The sequence below is a fragment of the Rhizorhabdus sp. GW822-FHT03C02 genome (assembly GCF_058801765.1).
Map to the genome: position 1 here is coordinate 186,413 of NZ_JBXANN010000009.1, position 15,648 is coordinate 202,060.

At 67.6% G+C, this 15,648-nt stretch carries 18 protein-coding genes; 11 read left to right on the forward strand and 7 right to left on the reverse strand.

Translation table 11 applies throughout. The features are described 5' to 3' along the window. Positions 1-159: 159 nt before the first annotated feature. The 3 genes from AC1RM6_RS21205 to AC1RM6_RS21215 are packed head-to-tail and all read left to right on the forward strand — an operon-like array spanning position 160 to position 907. Positions 160-291, forward strand: a complete 132-nt coding sequence (locus tag AC1RM6_RS21205; RefSeq protein ID WP_493104867.1) for a hypothetical protein — start codon at positions 160-162, stop codon at positions 289-291. Further along, positions 291-431, forward strand: coding sequence for a hypothetical protein (locus AC1RM6_RS21210; RefSeq protein WP_493104869.1), 141 nt, complete (start codon positions 291-293; stop codon positions 429-431). The genes AC1RM6_RS21205 and AC1RM6_RS21210 overlap by 1 nt, the downstream gene beginning before the upstream one ends. Then, on the forward strand, positions 428-907 hold the full coding sequence (locus AC1RM6_RS21215) for a hypothetical protein (protein WP_493104870.1): 480 nt from the start codon (positions 428-430) through the stop codon (positions 905-907). The genes AC1RM6_RS21210 and AC1RM6_RS21215 overlap by 4 nt, the downstream gene beginning before the upstream one ends. Here the strand turns inward: AC1RM6_RS21215 and AC1RM6_RS21220 are convergent. From AC1RM6_RS21220 to AC1RM6_RS21230, 3 genes are all read right to left on the reverse strand, one after another. Continuing rightward, a complete protein-coding gene (locus AC1RM6_RS21220) occupies positions 901-2,253 on the reverse strand; it encodes a DUF6438 domain-containing protein (RefSeq protein ID WP_493104872.1) in 1,353 nt (450 codons plus the stop codon). The two genes, AC1RM6_RS21215 and AC1RM6_RS21220, sit on opposite strands and share 7 nt — an antisense overlap. A 21-nt stretch (positions 2,254-2,274) precedes the next feature. After that, a complete protein-coding gene (locus AC1RM6_RS21225) occupies positions 2,275-3,411 on the reverse strand; it encodes a FecR family protein (protein ID WP_493104874.1) in 1,137 nt (378 codons plus the stop codon). Positions 3,412-3,565: 154 nt separating this feature from the next. Next, a complete protein-coding gene (locus AC1RM6_RS21230; protein ID WP_493104876.1) occupies positions 3,566-4,384 on the reverse strand; it encodes an alpha/beta fold hydrolase in 819 nt (272 codons plus the stop codon). 199 nt (positions 4,385-4,583) lie between these two features. Between AC1RM6_RS21230 and yghU the strand changes: the two genes are divergently transcribed. Next, positions 4,584-5,459 (forward strand): glutathione-dependent disulfide-bond oxidoreductase, encoded by an 876-nt coding sequence (gene yghU, locus AC1RM6_RS21235; protein WP_493104878.1) that lies wholly within the window; start codon positions 4,584-4,586, stop codon positions 5,457-5,459. Positions 5,460-5,506: 47 nt separating this feature from the next. On the opposite strand, the gene AC1RM6_RS21240 is transcribed toward yghU, so the two are convergent. Next, the gene (locus tag AC1RM6_RS21240) at positions 5,507-5,776 is read right to left on the reverse strand and encodes a hypothetical protein (protein WP_493104880.1); all 270 of its coding nucleotides are present in this window, start codon (positions 5,774-5,776) and stop codon (positions 5,507-5,509) included. A gap of 180 nt (positions 5,777-5,956) precedes the next feature. On the opposite strand from AC1RM6_RS21240, the gene AC1RM6_RS21245 reads away from it, so the two are divergent. From AC1RM6_RS21245 to AC1RM6_RS21255, 3 genes are all read left to right on the forward strand, one after another. Then, complete coding sequence (locus AC1RM6_RS21245; RefSeq protein WP_493104881.1) at positions 5,957-6,256, forward strand: hypothetical protein; 300 nt, start codon at positions 5,957-5,959, stop codon at positions 6,254-6,256. Between the two features lie 264 nt (positions 6,257-6,520). Beyond that, complete coding sequence (locus AC1RM6_RS21250; RefSeq protein WP_493104883.1) at positions 6,521-7,588, forward strand: aspartate-semialdehyde dehydrogenase; 1,068 nt, start codon at positions 6,521-6,523, stop codon at positions 7,586-7,588. Positions 7,589-7,689: 101 nt separating this feature from the next. After that, complete coding sequence (locus AC1RM6_RS21255) at positions 7,690-8,448, forward strand: EF-hand domain-containing protein (protein WP_493104885.1); 759 nt, start codon at positions 7,690-7,692, stop codon at positions 8,446-8,448. A gap of 144 nt (positions 8,449-8,592) precedes the next feature. Here the strand turns inward: AC1RM6_RS21255 and AC1RM6_RS21260 are convergent, their stop codons facing one another. Together AC1RM6_RS21260 and AC1RM6_RS21265 are read right to left on the reverse strand one after the other, a co-directional pair. Next, complete coding sequence (locus AC1RM6_RS21260; protein ID WP_493104981.1) at positions 8,593-10,482, reverse strand: potassium transporter Kup; 1,890 nt, start codon at positions 10,480-10,482, stop codon at positions 8,593-8,595. A gap of 293 nt (positions 10,483-10,775) precedes the next feature. Next, on the reverse strand, positions 10,776-11,072 hold the full coding sequence (locus tag AC1RM6_RS21265; protein WP_493104887.1) for a hypothetical protein: 297 nt from the start codon (positions 11,070-11,072) through the stop codon (positions 10,776-10,778). A gap of 148 nt (positions 11,073-11,220) precedes the next feature. On the opposite strand from AC1RM6_RS21265, the gene AC1RM6_RS21270 reads away from it, so the two are divergent. The 3 genes from AC1RM6_RS21270 to AC1RM6_RS21280 are packed head-to-tail and all read left to right on the forward strand — an operon-like array spanning position 11,221 to position 14,203. Then, complete coding sequence (locus AC1RM6_RS21270) at positions 11,221-12,726, forward strand: sensor histidine kinase (RefSeq protein WP_493104889.1); 1,506 nt, start codon at positions 11,221-11,223, stop codon at positions 12,724-12,726. Further along, positions 12,723-13,166 carry a response regulator gene (locus AC1RM6_RS21275; RefSeq protein WP_493104891.1) on the forward strand — a complete coding sequence of 148 codons (444 nt, stop codon included), beginning with the start codon at positions 12,723-12,725 and terminating at the stop codon, positions 13,164-13,166. The genes AC1RM6_RS21270 and AC1RM6_RS21275 overlap by 4 nt, the downstream gene beginning before the upstream one ends. Then, positions 13,166-14,203: a sensor histidine kinase gene (locus AC1RM6_RS21280; RefSeq protein WP_493104892.1), complete on the forward strand. Its 1,038-nt coding sequence runs from the start codon at positions 13,166-13,168 to the stop codon at positions 14,201-14,203. Before AC1RM6_RS21275 ends, AC1RM6_RS21280 begins: the two co-directional genes overlap by 1 nt. Before the next feature lie 155 nt (positions 14,204-14,358). Here AC1RM6_RS21280 and AC1RM6_RS21285 read toward each other — a convergent pair whose 3' ends face one another. Continuing rightward, entirely contained in the window at positions 14,359-14,709 is a 351-nt protein-coding gene (locus tag AC1RM6_RS21285; protein WP_493104894.1) for a hypothetical protein, read from the reverse strand. Positions 14,710-14,917: 208 nt separating this feature from the next. Here AC1RM6_RS21285 and AC1RM6_RS21290 point away from each other — a divergent pair. After that, positions 14,918-15,648: HAMP domain-containing protein (locus AC1RM6_RS21290; protein ID WP_493104895.1), on the forward strand; the 731-nt coding region annotated here is incomplete at its 3' end.

The following is a 15,648-nucleotide window of genomic DNA, read 5'->3' on the forward strand; positions in this document are numbered from 1 at the left end:
AGGGGTATCGGCCTGCCATTCTCGGTCGTCCGCGGCGCCTGGCATCGCCGAAATGTCCCTTTGCCGCCCGGGCTTATCGTCGCATGAAGCCGGGACATGTTCGGCTGAGGAACCGACCCGATGATGTGGAAGCCCGAAACCCTGGACGGGATACTCGCCATGATCGAAACGGCACAGCCGTCGATGCGCGAGAGCGAGCGGCGTCTGTGGAAAAGGGCCGCGATCCCGCCCGAAAAATGGACGCTGACACCCTGGGGCGACGAGGGCGGCGGCTTCTCGGCCGGTGGGTGATGTGGTACAATGATATCGAGGACGGCTTCAACATTTCGCCCTATGCGACCTATGGCGAGATCGGAAAATATTGGTGCAACGAGGAGGAACTCGAGATCGCGGTGCGAAATCTGGTCTGCCTGATCACGTCCGACGCATGACGCCGATGGGATCGGCCGCCTTCGAGGCGCTCGCGGCCAGCCTTGTCGGCATGGCCGTGTCCCATATTTGGCGCGGTCACGGATCGGCGCTCTTCATCGAAATCGGATCGCTCGCCCCGCGGGCGAAGCGCGACGGGTCGCCCGGGCATCCCGAAGGCGAAGTCTCGGTCGGCGTCGGCGGGAGCTGGCGGATCGAGGACGCGCAGGCGATCCTGTGCGGGAGCTGGTCCGAGGAGGCGCTTTGGGAGGCCGGTTTCGATCGCCTGCGCGAGGGGCGCATCGCCCGGTGCCGGCTGTTCGGCCATCTTCCCGAACTCGAATTCCAGGTCGATCCCGATGCGCGCCTGCTGTCCTTTTCGACCACCGACGGGCAGCCGCAATGGCATGTCGTCGATCGACGCGGCGGGCGGGCACGCTGGTTCACGGTCCGGGCGGGACAGCTCCATCTCGGCGACGGCACCGATCCGATCTATTGACGGCGCGCCTTCGCTGCCGCCAGCGCCCTGGGCCAGCGCTTCGTCCGGGCGAAAGCGGCGAAATCATGCCCACCGTTGTTGCGCGCCGTCGGATCGGCGCCGGCTTCCAGCAGGGCGATCGCGACATCCTCGCTGAAGGTCGCGAGCAACGGCGTATTGCCGTCGGCGTCGCGCACCTTGAGCTTCGCGCCATGCGCGATGAAGGCGCGCGCCATGGCGGGATCGTTCACCTGGTGCAGGACGGTCTGTCCTCGACGATCGGCGATATCGGGATCGGCGCCCGCCTTGATCAGCAGGTCGATGATCGCGAGATCCTCGTCGGGGGCATCCTTTTCGCCATAATGCGGATGGGCACCGGTGATGATCAGCAGCAGCGCGGTGTTGCCGCCGCGATCCCGGGCGTTCACGTCGGGATGATATTTGAGGATTTCGGCGACCATGGCGGCTTGCTGCGAACCGACCGAGGCGCGCAGCGCGGCGGAGACGAGGGCGGTGCCGCCCCGCGCGAAGGTTCCGGCATCGATCAGCGCCCGCAGCGTCGCCATATGGCCCAGCCCGGCGGCAAGCTCGGTCGGCGACAGGCCGGCCGCGATGCCCTCATCGGGGCCGCCGTCGGCGGGTGGCCCGTCGAGCGGGACATGCCGGGCGATCAGTGCCAGCGCGAGTTGCTCGGGCGCCCGTTCGATCGCTCCGGCCAGCACCGCGCCGGCCTCCTTGCCACTGAAGTTGAAATGCTCGGCGTCCAGCGCGGCGATCGTCTCCGCATTGCCACGGACCCACAGATCGCTGCCGGCGGTGTGGTCGATCGCCGCTTCGAGCGCGGTGATCGCCGCCGGCATCCCGACCATCTGCCCGGCATAGTCGATGATCGACCGGGTCTGGCCGCCGATCGACAGGGTCACCCGATAAACGGGCAGATCGGTGACCGGGGCGGCATATTCGGGATCGAGCGACCAGAAATCGGCCGACCGGAAATCGTCCAGAAGACAGGCTATCGCATCGGGGCCGATCTTGCGCCGGTGATCGCCGGGGACGGTGACATGGGCGCCGCCATGAAAGCGGACATCGCCATTGCCGCGCAGCTCGACCTTATAGGCGGGGCAGGTGCCAAAGCATTGCCCGCGTTCGAGCGAGATCACCACCGTATCGCGCGGCCCGTCGGGGATCGGCTGATGCCGGCGCGGCGGGGCATGTTGCCGGAGGCGCCCCATCATCGTCGATGCGAAGGCACCGCCGGGCAGGTCGGCGGCGGGCGGCGGGAAGGGCGGGCAGTCCGCGGCGGCGGCCTGCGCGCTTGCGACGATGGCCAGCAGCGGCGCCGCCAGCCATGAACCGGCTTTGGTCATCGCGCCTTCACCGCTCCCGGGTCACCCCGCCGCCGAGGACACCGATGGCGGCGCCGGCGGGGTCAGCGTCGACGGCGTGCTCGCCGGGATCGGCGGGGCGCCCGGGGCATAGGTCGCGGGCAGGCCTTCGAGCCCCGAGGTCGCGATTGCGGTCAGGCGGACGAAGAATTTCGCGCCGTCGGGCAAGGTGAAGCTGGTCGCCGGGGTGTCGGTGACGGTCTCGTCGAAAATGTCGGTGAAGTTGACGTCGCTGGCGAGCTGGGTGCGATAGCTCTTGGCGCCGTCGACCGGCTTCATGCTGATCGCCGCCCCGGTCGCGGTCTTTTCGATCTTCTCGAGCTGCGGCGGCGTCAGCAGCGCGATCGGCTTGCCGATCCCTTCCGCGCTGCCGATGATGCCGAACGCCTTCGGGACCGACGTCTCGGGTTTCACCATGTCGGGGGCGACCGCGACGGTGCCGCCGACGACCTCGGTCATCGCCTTGTCGCCGGCCGGATCGAGCGCGACCCGGAAATCGGTGCCGCGCACCGCCGACACCGACAGCGGGGTGGTCACCCGGAAGGTGCTCGCCGGATCCTTCATCGGCGTGACGCTCGAGCGCGAACGGCCCGCCTCGAGCCGGAAATTGCGGTCGAGGCCGCCCGACAGCAGGATGCGGCGCAGCTTGTCGACGAGGATGCGGCTCTGCGACGGCAGCGAGATCGTGCTGGCGTCGGGCAGGCGCAGGGTGACGAAAGCATTGGCGCCGGTGCCGACCCGCTGGCCCTGGCCGACCTTCATGCCGACCGCGGCCGGCTTGTCGTCCACCGTCACCGCGCCGCGGAACGAGGCGATCTCGCCGGTGATCGGTTCGGCCTTGAGCAGGGCGATCGGGATCAGCAGGGTGCTGCCGGTCGGCAGCGAACGCGGATCGCGGACCTGGTTGAGCTTCTGCACCGTCAGATAGTCCGACGGAGCGTTCATATAGACCCGCGCCAGCGTGATCAGCGTGTCGCCGGGCCGGACGGTGTAGCGATAGGGCGGATCGACCGCCTGCGCCTGGGCGCTCGCGGTGCCGAGGACCATGGCGGGCAGCATCAGGGCAGGACCGGCCAGCCCCGGCAGGCGCGTCGCGGCGATGGCAAGCGGCGACAGATAGCGGACGGCGTGACTGAACATCGCTTTAGCATATGTCGGTCGCGCATGCGCGCAAGGGCCGAACGCCGCGCGAGCGATCATATCATGTCACAAGTTGTAACCGGCTTTTCTGAAAATGCGCGGAAGAGCGCATTTTAGAGGCGGCATGCGCCGATAGGCGCATTCCAGACAAGCTCTAACCGATCGCGTCCGCGAGCGCCGTAAAGGCCGCCGCGACCGCCTGGGGATTCTCGATCCACGGGAAATGCCCCGCCGCCGGGATGATCGCGTCGATCCGGTTCGGGGTGGCGAAGCGGGCGTCGTCCCAGCCGCCCTGCCAGACGATACGGTCGTCGGCGCCGGCCAGCCGCAGCACCGGCATCGCCGTCGGCCACCACGCTGCCCGATAGACATGGTCGAAATGGGCGTCGGACCAGTCGACCGCCGCGCTGTTGTACGGCATCGCCGCGAGCAGCGCGCGCCCGGCCTCCAGCCCGGCGGGGGTGAAGTTCCATTCGGCCGAGGCCACCGCGACCGCGGCGATGTTGGCGTCGCGCCGGTCGGCCTCGTAGACCGCCATCGCCGCCTCGACCTCGGGCAGCGGATGCGCTTGGCTCATCGCGACGAAACGCGGATGCCAGTCCGCATCGGGGGCGGTGTCGAGCAGCGCGATGCCGCGGACATCGGCTTCGAGCGCCGGGGTCGCCAGCAGATACATGCCGCCGGTCGAGTGGCCGACGAACACCGCATCGGGCACCGCCTGCGCGGCCTCGATCAGCACCTGCGGCCAGGCCGCGTACATATCCTCGTCCGCGCCCGGCGGCGCCCGGTTCGATCCGTCGCCGGGCAGGTCGACCAGCCAGATCGTGCCCGGCACCGCCAAGATATCGGCAAGGCCGGCGAGGCTTTCCGATCCGATACCGGGGCCGCCGGGCAGCAGCAGCCAGTTGAGCGGCCCCGGCCGGGTCGAATGCTCGCGCAGGCGGACCCCCGAGGGGGTGAAGAGCGTGATCATGGTGAGGCGGCTCGATCCGGACATGTTCGACAGGGTGGGACTGCTCTCATGAGTAAATCTCAAGCGGCGGGCAAGCCCGCGAAACTTGTCCGGCCGACATCTTGAAAAGCGTCGGGCCGCTCGCGAAATGCGCGGCGCGGGCATCTCGCCTGTCTTCCATCCCGTCCCCGTCCGGGGACCTGCCTGCCGGAGCGTTCCGATGACCGACACCACCGATTATGTTCCGCCCAAGGTCTGGACTTGGGACAAGGCCAATGGCGGCACCTTCGCCAATATCAACCGGCCGATCTCGGGCGCGACCCACGACAAGGAACTACCGGTCGGCGATCATCCGTTCCAGCTTTATTCGCTGGGCACCCCCAACGGGGTGAAGGTCACTATCCTGTTCGAGGAGCTGCTCGAGGCCGGCCACACGGGCGCCGAATATGACGCCTGGCTGATCCGGATCGGCGAAGGCGACCAGTTCGGCAGCGGTTTCGTCGGGGTGAACCCCAATTCGAAGATCCCGGCGCTGCTCGACCGCAGCGGTCCGGCGCCGATCCGGGTGTTCGAATCGGGCGCGATCCTCGTCCACCTCGCCGAGAAGTTCGGCGCCTTCCTGCCGACCGATCCGTCGGCGCGGGCCGAGACCCTGTCCTGGCTGTTCTGGCAGATGGGCAGCGCGCCGTTCCTCGGCGGCGGCTTCGGCCATTTCTATGCCTATGCCCCGACCAAGATCGAATATGCGATCGATCGCTATGCGATGGAGGTCAAGCGCCAGCTCGACGTGCTCGACCGGCGTCTCGCCGAGAATGAATATGTCGCGGGCGACGCCTATTCGATCGCCGACATCGCGATCTGGCCCTGGTATGGCCAGCTCGTGCAGGGCAAGACCTATGGCACCGCAGGCGAATTTCTCGACGTCCAGAGCTACGCCCATCTCCAGCGCTGGACCGAAGCGGTCGCCGCCCGGCCCGGCGTCCAGCGCGGCCGCATGGTCAACCGCACCAGCGGCGAGCCGTTCGAACAGCTCCACGAGCGCCACGCCGCGAGCGACTTCCTGACGAAGACCCAGGACAAGCTGCAGGACGCCTGAGGCTCCTGATCCTCCCCATCGCAGATGGGGAGGATCAGCGCTTCACATCATTTCGACGTGTCGCCGGTCGCGGCGTCGCCGACCTTGTCGGCGGCCGAGCCGACACTCTTGGCCGCTCCCGCGACTGCACTGTCCTTGGCGTTCTGCGACGACTGGCGCGAGAACAGGTAGAAGCCGCCGATCAGCACCGCGATCAGCAGCACCACCGCGATCAGGATCGTGCCGCTGCTCGATCCGCGTTCGATGATCGTCGTATTGCCGCGATCGGCGCCAGTGCTTGATGGGGCGGGTGGCGGGCTCTGCTCGGTATAGGCCATGACATCCTCTCCTTTATCTGATCGCGCTCCAACCGGTGGCGGGCGCAAGGGTTCCGGGGCGGAATCACGCGGCCACAAAGCCCGCGAGCTTATCGACGAGTCTCGCGTGAGTTTTGCCGTCGGATATATCGCATTCAAACCAGATTTCCCTTATGCATGGTGGAAATCATGGGAGGCGATATGGCAAATGCCGAACTCGAAGCATTTATTGACGAAACGATAAAGGTTTCCGCTCAGAAGGCTTACCATCCCACGGCGTTTATCGGAATGCGAAGCCGTTACGGTACTGTCGAAGCGATTTCTCGACTTGTTATAAGTGGGGATGTTCAGAGCGGTTTCACTAAGCTTAACAAGCTAGGTCTTCTTGATTACACCATAGAAGCCGCCGTGATGAAGTTTCCTGGAGAGTTCACGAAACGGGCGCAGGAGTGCGCGGCCTTCCGCCTTCGACTGGTTCAAGAAGGCCAGCCTGATGCCTAAAGGTCCGTGAGGAGGGAGGTGCCAAGCCGCGCTACGTCGGCCTCAACCATCTCTATCCTTGCCCCGTCCGCACGCCGCTGATATCGGCCCGCTCATGTCGGCAACGATCATTATCAAGCGCATTACCAAAACGACCGCGGGCGCGGGCGTTTCCTGGTGCGCGTGGTGATCGCCGCGGCATAACCAGGGAGCCCCGCCGGGAACGGACGGGGCCGACCGATCAGGCATCCCCGCCTTCCCGAACCATCAGGAAGGAAATATTTGATGCTCAGCGAACTCGAACGATCTGCGCAAGGCCAGGCCGCCACCGGATCGACCGTCGCGATCGTCGGCGCCACCGGCGCGGTCGGGGTCGAACTGCTCCGCTGCCTCGAAAAGCGCGGCTTCGCGGTCGGCGAGGTCCGGCTGCTCGCGTCGGCGCGCTCGGCGGGCCAGACGCTGGCGTTCGACGGGCGCGATCTGGTCGTCGAGGAACTGACCGAGGCGAGCTTCGCCGGGGTCGACATCGCCCTGTTCTCGGCCGGCGCCACCATCTCGCGCCGCTTCGCCCAGGCCGCGATCGATGCCGGCGCGGTGGTCGTCGACAACAGCTCGGCTTTCCGGATGGACGCCGACGTGCCGCTGGTCGTGCCCGAGGTCAATGGCGACACGCTGGCCGGCCATCGCGGCATCGTCGCCAACCCCAATTGCGTCGCCGCGATCATGACGATGGCGCTGGCGCCGCTCCACCGCGCGCACCCGATCCGCCGGGTCCAGGCCGCGACCTACCAGTCGGCATCGGGCGCGGGCGCCGCGGCGATGGAGGAACTGCGCCAGGCGACCGCCGCCGCGCTCGAGGGCCGCACCTTCGAACCCAAGGTGCTGCCGCACCCTTATGCGTTCAACCTGTTCAGCCATAATGCCGATGTCGATCCCGAGACCGGCTATAATGGCGAGGAATTGAAGGCGATCGCCGAGACCCGCCGCATCCTCGGCACCCCCGATCTGGCGATCGGCATGACCTGCGTGCGGGTGCCGGTGCTGCGCGCGCATTCGATCGCGCTGACCGTCGAGTTCGACGAGGTCGTCGCGGTCGAGGAAGCGCGCGCCCTGCTCGCCGACGCGCCGGGGGTGACGCTGGTCGACGACCGCGCCGCCAACCATTTTCCGATGCCGTCGGAGGCGAGCGGCGCCGACGACGTGCTGGTCGGCCGCATCCGCCGCGACATCGGCGATCCCAGCGGCCGCTCGATCGCGCTGTTCGTCTCGGGCGACCAGCTGTTGAAGGGCGCCGCGCTCAACGCGGTGCAGATCGCCGAACTGCTCGTCGCAGGGACGTCGCGCGGGGCTTGACGCGGGGCCGTCCCCGACCGATGCGGCGGGGCATGTTCGTTTCGTTCAGCCGGCGCTCATGCTCATCCGTCATCGGTCGGGTGACACAGAAGGGATCATCGATGCAGCTTCGTTCGTCGGCAATGGCCGCGCTTCTCCTCGGCCTGGCCGGCACCGGCGCCGCCGACGCGCAGGCGCTCGGGCAGCGCGCGCCGACGACGGCGAACGGCGGCCTGCCGCAAATCTCGCTGCCCGGGGTGAAATCGACGACGCCGGCGCACAGCCCGTTGGCCGCGCAGCCGGCCGCCCCGCCGGCCGCTCCGGCGCCCGAGGAGATCACCGTCACCGGCCGCACGCCGGTCGACACCAAGCCGCTGCCCGGCGGCAAGGACTTCATCAGCCCGATGGGCGAGCCCTTCCATTCGAAGGACGATCTGTCGGGGGCCGAACATTGGTACCGGCAGGCCGATGCCGACGGCAATGGCAGCCTGACGCTCGAAGAGTTCAAGGCCGACGCCTTCCGCTTCTTCGTCTTTCTCGACAGCGACAAGGACGGGGATATCGGCCCGATCGAGATCGAGCGCTACGAGGAGGTGATCGCCCCCGAGGTCAAGGCGCCCAACACCTATGGCGCGCCGTCGAAGGTCAAGGTCGACAATGACGGCAACGTCACCCCGGCGCCCTATCCCGACCGGCTGGGGGCAGGGCGGTTCGGCTATCTGCCGCTGCCCGAGCCGGTCGTCTATGCCGACACCAACATGGACCGTGGGGTCAGCAAGCTCGAATTCTCGCAGGCCGCCGAGAAGCGCTTCAAGATGCTCGACGTCAATGGCGACGGCGGCATCACCCGCGACGAACTGCCCAAGCCCGGCGGGCGGTGAATTTTTCGGCTGTCGCCGTCATCCCGGCGGAGGCCGGGATCTCAGGAGGCAAGGGCGCGCCAGATTCTCATGAGATTCCGGCCTCCGCCGGAATGACGGAATCGGGTAAGGCCGGCCGCCATCAAAGCCGTCGGCTCAAAGACCTCAAATCTCGACCTGGCTGCCGAGTTCGACGACGCGGTTGGTCGGCAGCCTGAAGAATTCCATCGCCGATTCCGAATTGCGAAGCATCCAGGCGAACAGCTTCTCGCGCCAGATCGCCATGCCCGGGCGCGCGGTCGCGATCAGCGTCTGACGGCCGAGGAAGAAGCTGGTGTCGGCGGGGCGGAACGGCTCGCCGCACATCGTCACCGCGGCGAGGTCGCGCGGGACGTCGATCTCCTCCATGAAGCCATAATGGAGCGTCAGCCGGAAGAAGCCGGGCCCGAGCGGCTCGACCTCGGCGCGGCGCTCGTTATCGATCGCCGGCACGTCGGCGACCGCGATCGTCAGCAGGACGTTGCGGTCGTGGAGGATGCGGTTGTGCTTCACATTGTGGAGCAGGGCGGGCGGCACGCCCTCGGCCGAGGCCGACATGAACGCCGCGGTGCCGCTCACCCGCTGCAGCTTCGCGGTCGAGGCGATGAACAGCGCGACCGGCATCGTCCCCTCCTGCAGCCGCGCGCGCATCAGCCGGCGGCCGGTCGCCCAGGTGGTGAGCAGGGTGAAGGCGACGCCTGCGACCACCAGCGGGAACCAGCCGCCATCGGGGATCTTGGTCATGTTCGACGCGAAATAGGCGCCGTCGACCGCCAGGAACATAGCGGTCGCGGCCCCGGCGAGCCAGGGGTTCCAGCGCCACACCGAGAAGGCGAGCACGCCGACCATGCAGGCGGTGATGAACATCGTGCCGGTCACCGCGATGCCATAGGCGGCGGCAAGGTTGCTCGAACTGCGGAAGCCCAGCGTCAGCAGCACCACCAGTATTAGCAGCGCCCAGTTGACGATGGGCACGTAGATCTGCCCCGCCGCGGTCGCGCTGGTATGGCTGATCCGCACCCGTGGCAGGAAGCCGAGCTGGACCGCCTGGCGGGTGACCGAAAAGGCGCCGGTGATCACCGCCTGGCTGGCGATGATCGTCGCCAGCGTCGCCAGGATCACCAGCGGCAGCCGCCACCCCTCGGACACCATCAGAAAGAATGGGTTCTGGGCGGCGGCGGGATCGCCGAGCAGCAGCGCGCCCTGGCCCAGATAGTTGAGCATCAGGCAGGGGAACACCAGATAGAGCCAGGACGCCGAGATCGGCCGCCGCCCGAAATGGCCCATATCGGCATAGAGCGCCTCGGCCCCGGTCACCGCGAGCACCACCGATCCCAGCGCGAGGAAGGCGGTGCGCGGATCGAGCAGGAAGAAATTGACCGCCCACCACGGGTTGAGCGCGGCGAGGATCGCCGGATTGCGGGCGAGCGCCAGCGCGCCGATCGCGGCGATCACCGCGAAATAGAGCAGCATCACCGGCCCGAAGACGATCCCGACCCGGCTGGTGCCGTGCGACTGGATCGCGAACAGCCCGATCAGGATCGCGACCGCGATCGGCAGCACCCAGGCGGCGAAACCGTCATTGACGACGCTCAGCCCCTCGACCGCCGACAGCACCGAAATGGCGGGGGTGATGATCGCATCGCCATAGAAGAGCGCGGTCGCGATCACCCCCATGATCACCAGCAGCGGCCCCCAGCGCGATCCCTCGGTCCGGCGCGAGATCAGCGCCAGCAGCGCCAGGCTGCCGCCTTCGCCGCGATTGTCGGCGCGCAGCACGATCAGCACATATTTGAGGGTGACGATCAGCATCATCGTCCAGAAGACGAGGCTGAGCACGCCGAAGATATGCGGCGGATCGACCGTCAGCGGATGATGGCCGACGAAGCTTTCCTTGAGCGAATAGAGCGGCGAGGTGCCGATGTCGCCGAACACCACCCCGATCGATCCGAGCGCGAGCGCCCCGAAGGATTCGCGCGGGCCATGATCGGCCGCCCCGTCGATCTTCGTGCCCATGTCCATGCCGCGTCACGCTCCTGCTTACCGCCGGAGCGCATGGCGCCCGGCCGACGTCATTGGGCGACGATGGCATTTGTTTGCGAGCCGCGCGGGACGGCGGCCGTATATGTTTTCCATATGTTTTGGCGCTTCGATGCCTGGTTTCTGCCGAAATAGCCCGTCGCCCCGGCGGAGGCCGGGGCCGCCCAAGGCAGGAACGCTACGGTTTCGCTGGCGCCTGCGGATCACGAGACATTTTCACCTTGCGCGGCCCCGGCCTCCGCCGCGGCGACGGCGGGTTTCGGTGCTCGTCACCCCCGCGGCCGCCACCGGTCCGACAGCATCACCGGGTCGCGCAGATGGCGGCCCATCACCAGCAGCCCGCTGCCCAGGCTCGCGCTCAGGAAGGCGATCGCTGCCGCGAGCGACCGGCCGAGATCGGCTTCGCCCGGCACCGCGCGCCGGAGCCAGAAGGCGATCGCCGCCGCCAGCGCGACCGCCGCGAGGCCGGTGAGGCGGATCAGCAGATCGGCGACGATCGGCCGCCTGGCCCGGACCTGCCGCGTCGGCGGGTCCGCACGCCGAAATCCGTCCGCATCCTGATACATGACCGATCCTCCTCGGCGGACGATCTACGGGCCGCGGCATAGCTATTCGAGACGCGGGGCCGGGCGTTCGCATAGGAATCGCATATGGCCGGCGGAGATGTCCACGAGTGCACTTGGCAGCGGCGGCACGCCCCACTATCCCCGCCGCATGGCGAATGAAGCGATACGGGAACGTCGGGGCGAGCGGCAGTTCGGGCGGACGGTGCTGCTGCTCATCACCCTGGGGTTCGCGGCGGTGCTCGCCGCCGGGCTGTTCGCGGCGACGGTGCTGCTGCGCGGGCAGGACCAGGCGCAATGGGTCGATCATACCCACCAGGTCGAACGCCAGGTGATGGCGATCCGGCTGACGCTCGAGGAGATGCGCAGCGCGCGGCGCGGCGAGGTGCTGCGGATCGCCGGCGACAGCGGCGCCACCTATGCCGATGCCTCGGCGCGCTTCTTCCGCGCGATCGACGAGGTCGGCCGGCTGACCGTCGACAATCCGCTCCAGCAGCGCAACGTCGCACGGCTGCGCGTGCTGGCGAAAAAGGTGGATTCGATGTTCGCCGCCTCGCTGCTCGCGGGCACGATCCAGTCGGCCGATACCGAGCGCGAGCGCCAGGCGACCGCCAGCCAGGTCCAGACGCTCGCCAACCGCATGCTCGCCGAGGAGGTGCGGCTGCTCGACATCCGCACCGCGGCCCAGCGCGAGAGCATCCGCATCTTCTTCGTCGTGCTCGCGATCAGCGGCGTATTGGTCGCCTTTGTCGGCTTCGGATCGGTCTGGGTGATCCGCCGCTACACCCAGGAATTGAAGGCGTCGGGCGATCAGCTCCAGCTGCTCAACGACAATCTCGAACTCGCCGTGGTCGAACGCACCACCGATCTCCAGCGCGCCAATGACGAGATCCAGCGCTTCGCCTATATCGTCTCGCACGACCTGCGCTCGCCGCTGGTCAACGTGATGGGCTTCACCGCCGAACTCGACGCCTCGATCAAGCCGCTCGCCGCGCTGATCGAGAAGGCCGACGAGCAGGCGCCCGACCTCGTCACCGCCGAGGCGCGGCTGGCGGTCAAGGAGGATCTGCCCGAATCGATCGGCTTCATCCGCACCTCGACCCAGAAGATGGACCGGCTGATCAACGCGATCCTGCGGCTGTCGCGCGAGGGCCGGCGCACCATCACCCCCGAGCGGCTCGACATGGGGGTGGTCGCGCGCGGGGTGGTCGACAATCTCCAGCACCGCATCGACGAGCTCGGGGTGGTGGTGCGGATCGCGCCGTCGATGCCGGTGCTCACCAGCGACCGGCTGGCGATCGACCAGATCCTGTCGAACCTCGTCGAGAATGCGATCAAATATCTCAAACCCGGCCGCCCGGGCGAGATCGACATTTCGGGCAGCATCGCCCATGGCCGGGCGATCGTCGCGGTCAAGGACAATGGCCGGGGCATCGAACCGCGCGATCATGAACGGGTGTTCGACCTGTTCCGCCGCTCGGGGATGCAGGACCAGCCGGGCGAGGGGATCGGGCTCGCGCATGTCCGCGCTTTGGCCTATCGGCTGGGCGGGACGATCGGTGTCGAGTCCGAACTGGACAAGGGTGCCACATTTCGGGTCAACCTGCCGGTGCATTTCGCCGGCGAGAAGACCAAGGACGAGGGAAGCGACGCATGAACGCCACACAGGCCGTCAATATCGTGATGATCGAGGATGACGAGGGTCATGCCCGGCTGATCGAGAAGAATATCCGCCGGGCGGGCATCTCGAACCCGATCCACCATTTCCTCGACGGCACCTCGGCGCTGCATTTCCTCTATGAGGACCCGACCGGCCCGGCGAAGAACGGGCCGGCGCTGATCCTGCTCGACCTCAACCTGCCCGACATGAGCGGCACCGACATCCTGGCGAAGATCAAGGGCGACGGCCCGCTCAAGCGCGCCCCGGTCGTCGTGCTGACCACCACCGACGACAAGGTCGAGATCCAGCGCTGCTACGATCTGGGCTGCAACGTCTACATCACCAAGCCGGTGAATTATGAGAGCTTCGCCGACGCGATCCGCCAGCTCGGCCTGTTCCTGTCGGTGATCCAGGTTCCGGACGTCGCCGAGCATTGATGACCGAACCGGTCCCATCGATCCTCTATATCGACGATGACGAGGGCCTGCGGCGACTGACGCGCCGTGCGCTCGAGCGTCAGGGCTACCGCGTCGCGCTTGCCGCAAACGGCGCCGAGGGTATCGCGCTGGCCGCCGCCGAGCCGTTCGATCTGGTCGCGGTCGACCATTTCATGCCGGGCCAGGACGGGCTCGAGACGATGGCGGCGCTCCACGCGCTGCCGGTGCCGCCGCCGGTCATCTACGTCACCGGATCGGACGAGAGCCGGCTGGCGGTCGCGGCGCTCAAGGCCGGCGCGATCGACTATGTCGTGAAGACCGTGAACGAGGATTATTTCCACCTGCTCGGCCAGTCGATCGCGCAGGCGCTCGCCACCGGCCGGCTGCGGCGCGACAAGGAACGGGTCGAGGCCGACCTGCGCGAGAGCAACGAACGGCTGCAGATGCTGCTGCAGGAGGTCAATCACCGCGTCGCCAACAGCCTCCAGCTGGTTTCGGCCTTCGTCAGCCTGCAGTCGCGCGCGATCGAGAATGAGGCGGCGCGCGCCGCGCTCGCCGACACCCAGCGCCGGATCGGCGCGATCGCCCAGGTCCACAAAAGGCTCTACACCTCGGCCAGCGTCGAGCATGTCGAGATGGCCGAATATCTCGACTCGCTGCTCGCCGAAGTGCGCGCGACCTGGTCGACCCCCGACGCCCCGCGCGACATCCGGCTGATCGCCGAGCCGGTCAACCTGTCGACCGACAAGGCGGTCGCGGTCGGGATCATCGTCACCGAACTCGTCACCAACGCCTGCAAATATGCCTATGGCGGCGATTGCGGCGGCGAGGTGCGGGTGGTGCTGCGCGCCGAGGGTGAGGACCGCTTCGCGCTGAGGGTCGAGGATGACGGGGTCGGCATGCCGCCGGGCGGCGAGGTCCGCGGCACCGGCCTGGGTTCGCGGCTGATCGGCGCGATGGCGGCGACGCTGAAGTCGTCGCTCGAATTCGATACCGGCCGCGCCGGGGTCCACGCGACGCTGACCGCGGATCGGTAGCTCTTTATCCTCCCCATCTGCGATGGGGAGGGGGACCGCGTAGCGGTGGAGGGGTTTTCCGACCGTGAGGCCAGCGGCATTGGCGAGGTCCTGCACCACCCCTCCACCGGCTTCGCCGGTCCCCCTCCCCATCTGCGATGGGGAGGATTTAAGGCCTATTGCGGATCGGCGGCGGCGATCGTCACCGGTTTCGCCTCGGTCTGCGCCGGCGCCTCGGCGACGACCGGATCGGGATCGGTCACCACGGTGCGGCAGCCATGGCGGGTCAGCATGAAGCCCATGATCGTCTTCGCCTGGGCATAGGCGATGTGCCGCGCCGCGAGCTGGTGCGAGAAGGCGGAGACGCTGGCCTGGCGTTCGGCATCGGTGGCGAGCGCCTCGGGGCAGACGAAATGATCGTCGATACCCTTGATCATCGTCGCGATCTCGGCGCGGGTGATCGCCTGTGCCGGCGCCGCGATCACGCCGATCGCCACCATGGCCGCACCCATATATCGCCGCTTCATCGTCGCACCCTCTCGTTTTTCTGAGGGCCTCAACCCGTGCCGTGACCGTTGGTTTCGCGCGGTGGCAGCGGTGCGCAAATATCATGTGCCGTAACGACCGGTGTGCGCCGATTTCACCATCTTGCCGCCCGGCTGCTTGTGTGCTCTGTAGCGCACAAGGGCGGGGGGCCGCCTTTACCAAAGGCGGAAGGATTCTGGAGATCCGACCGTGAATGCCGACGCGTCCCGCGACTTCATCGACCGCCGTCAACTCGTCTCCGCGCTCCGCAGCCTGCGCCGCGGCGATTTCAGCGTGCGCCTGCCCGAGGATCTGCCCGGCTTCGACGCCGAGATCGCCAGCCTGTTCAACGAGGTGGTCGGGCTCAACCAGGAGCTGACCGGCGAGTTCGAGCGGCTGTCGACGGTGGTCGGCAAGGAAGGCAAGATCAACCAGCGCGGGCGGGTGCCGTCGGCGACCGGCGGCTGGGAAACCGCGATCCGCGCGGTCAACGACCTGATCGAGGACATGGTCCAGCCGACCACCGAGGTCGCGCGCGTGATCGGCGCGGTCGCCAAGGGCGACCTGTCGCAGAGCATGACCGTCGAGATCGACGGCCGGCCCCTGCGCGGCGAATTCCTGCGGATCGGCAATGTCGTCAACACGATGGTCGCCCAGCTCGGCTCGTTCGCCTCCGAAGTGACCCGCGTCGCGCGCGAGGTCGGCACCGAGGGCAAGCTCGGCGGTCAGGCCAATGTCCAGGGCGTCGCCGGCACGTGGAAGGATCTGACCGACAACGTCAACGCGATGGCGACCAACCTCACCAGCCAGGTCCGCAACATCGCCGACGTCACCACCGCGGTGGCGCGTGGCGATCTTTCCAAGAAGATCACGGTCGACGTGAAGGGCGAGATCCTCGAGCTGAAGAACACGATCAACACGATGGTCGACCAGCTCAACGG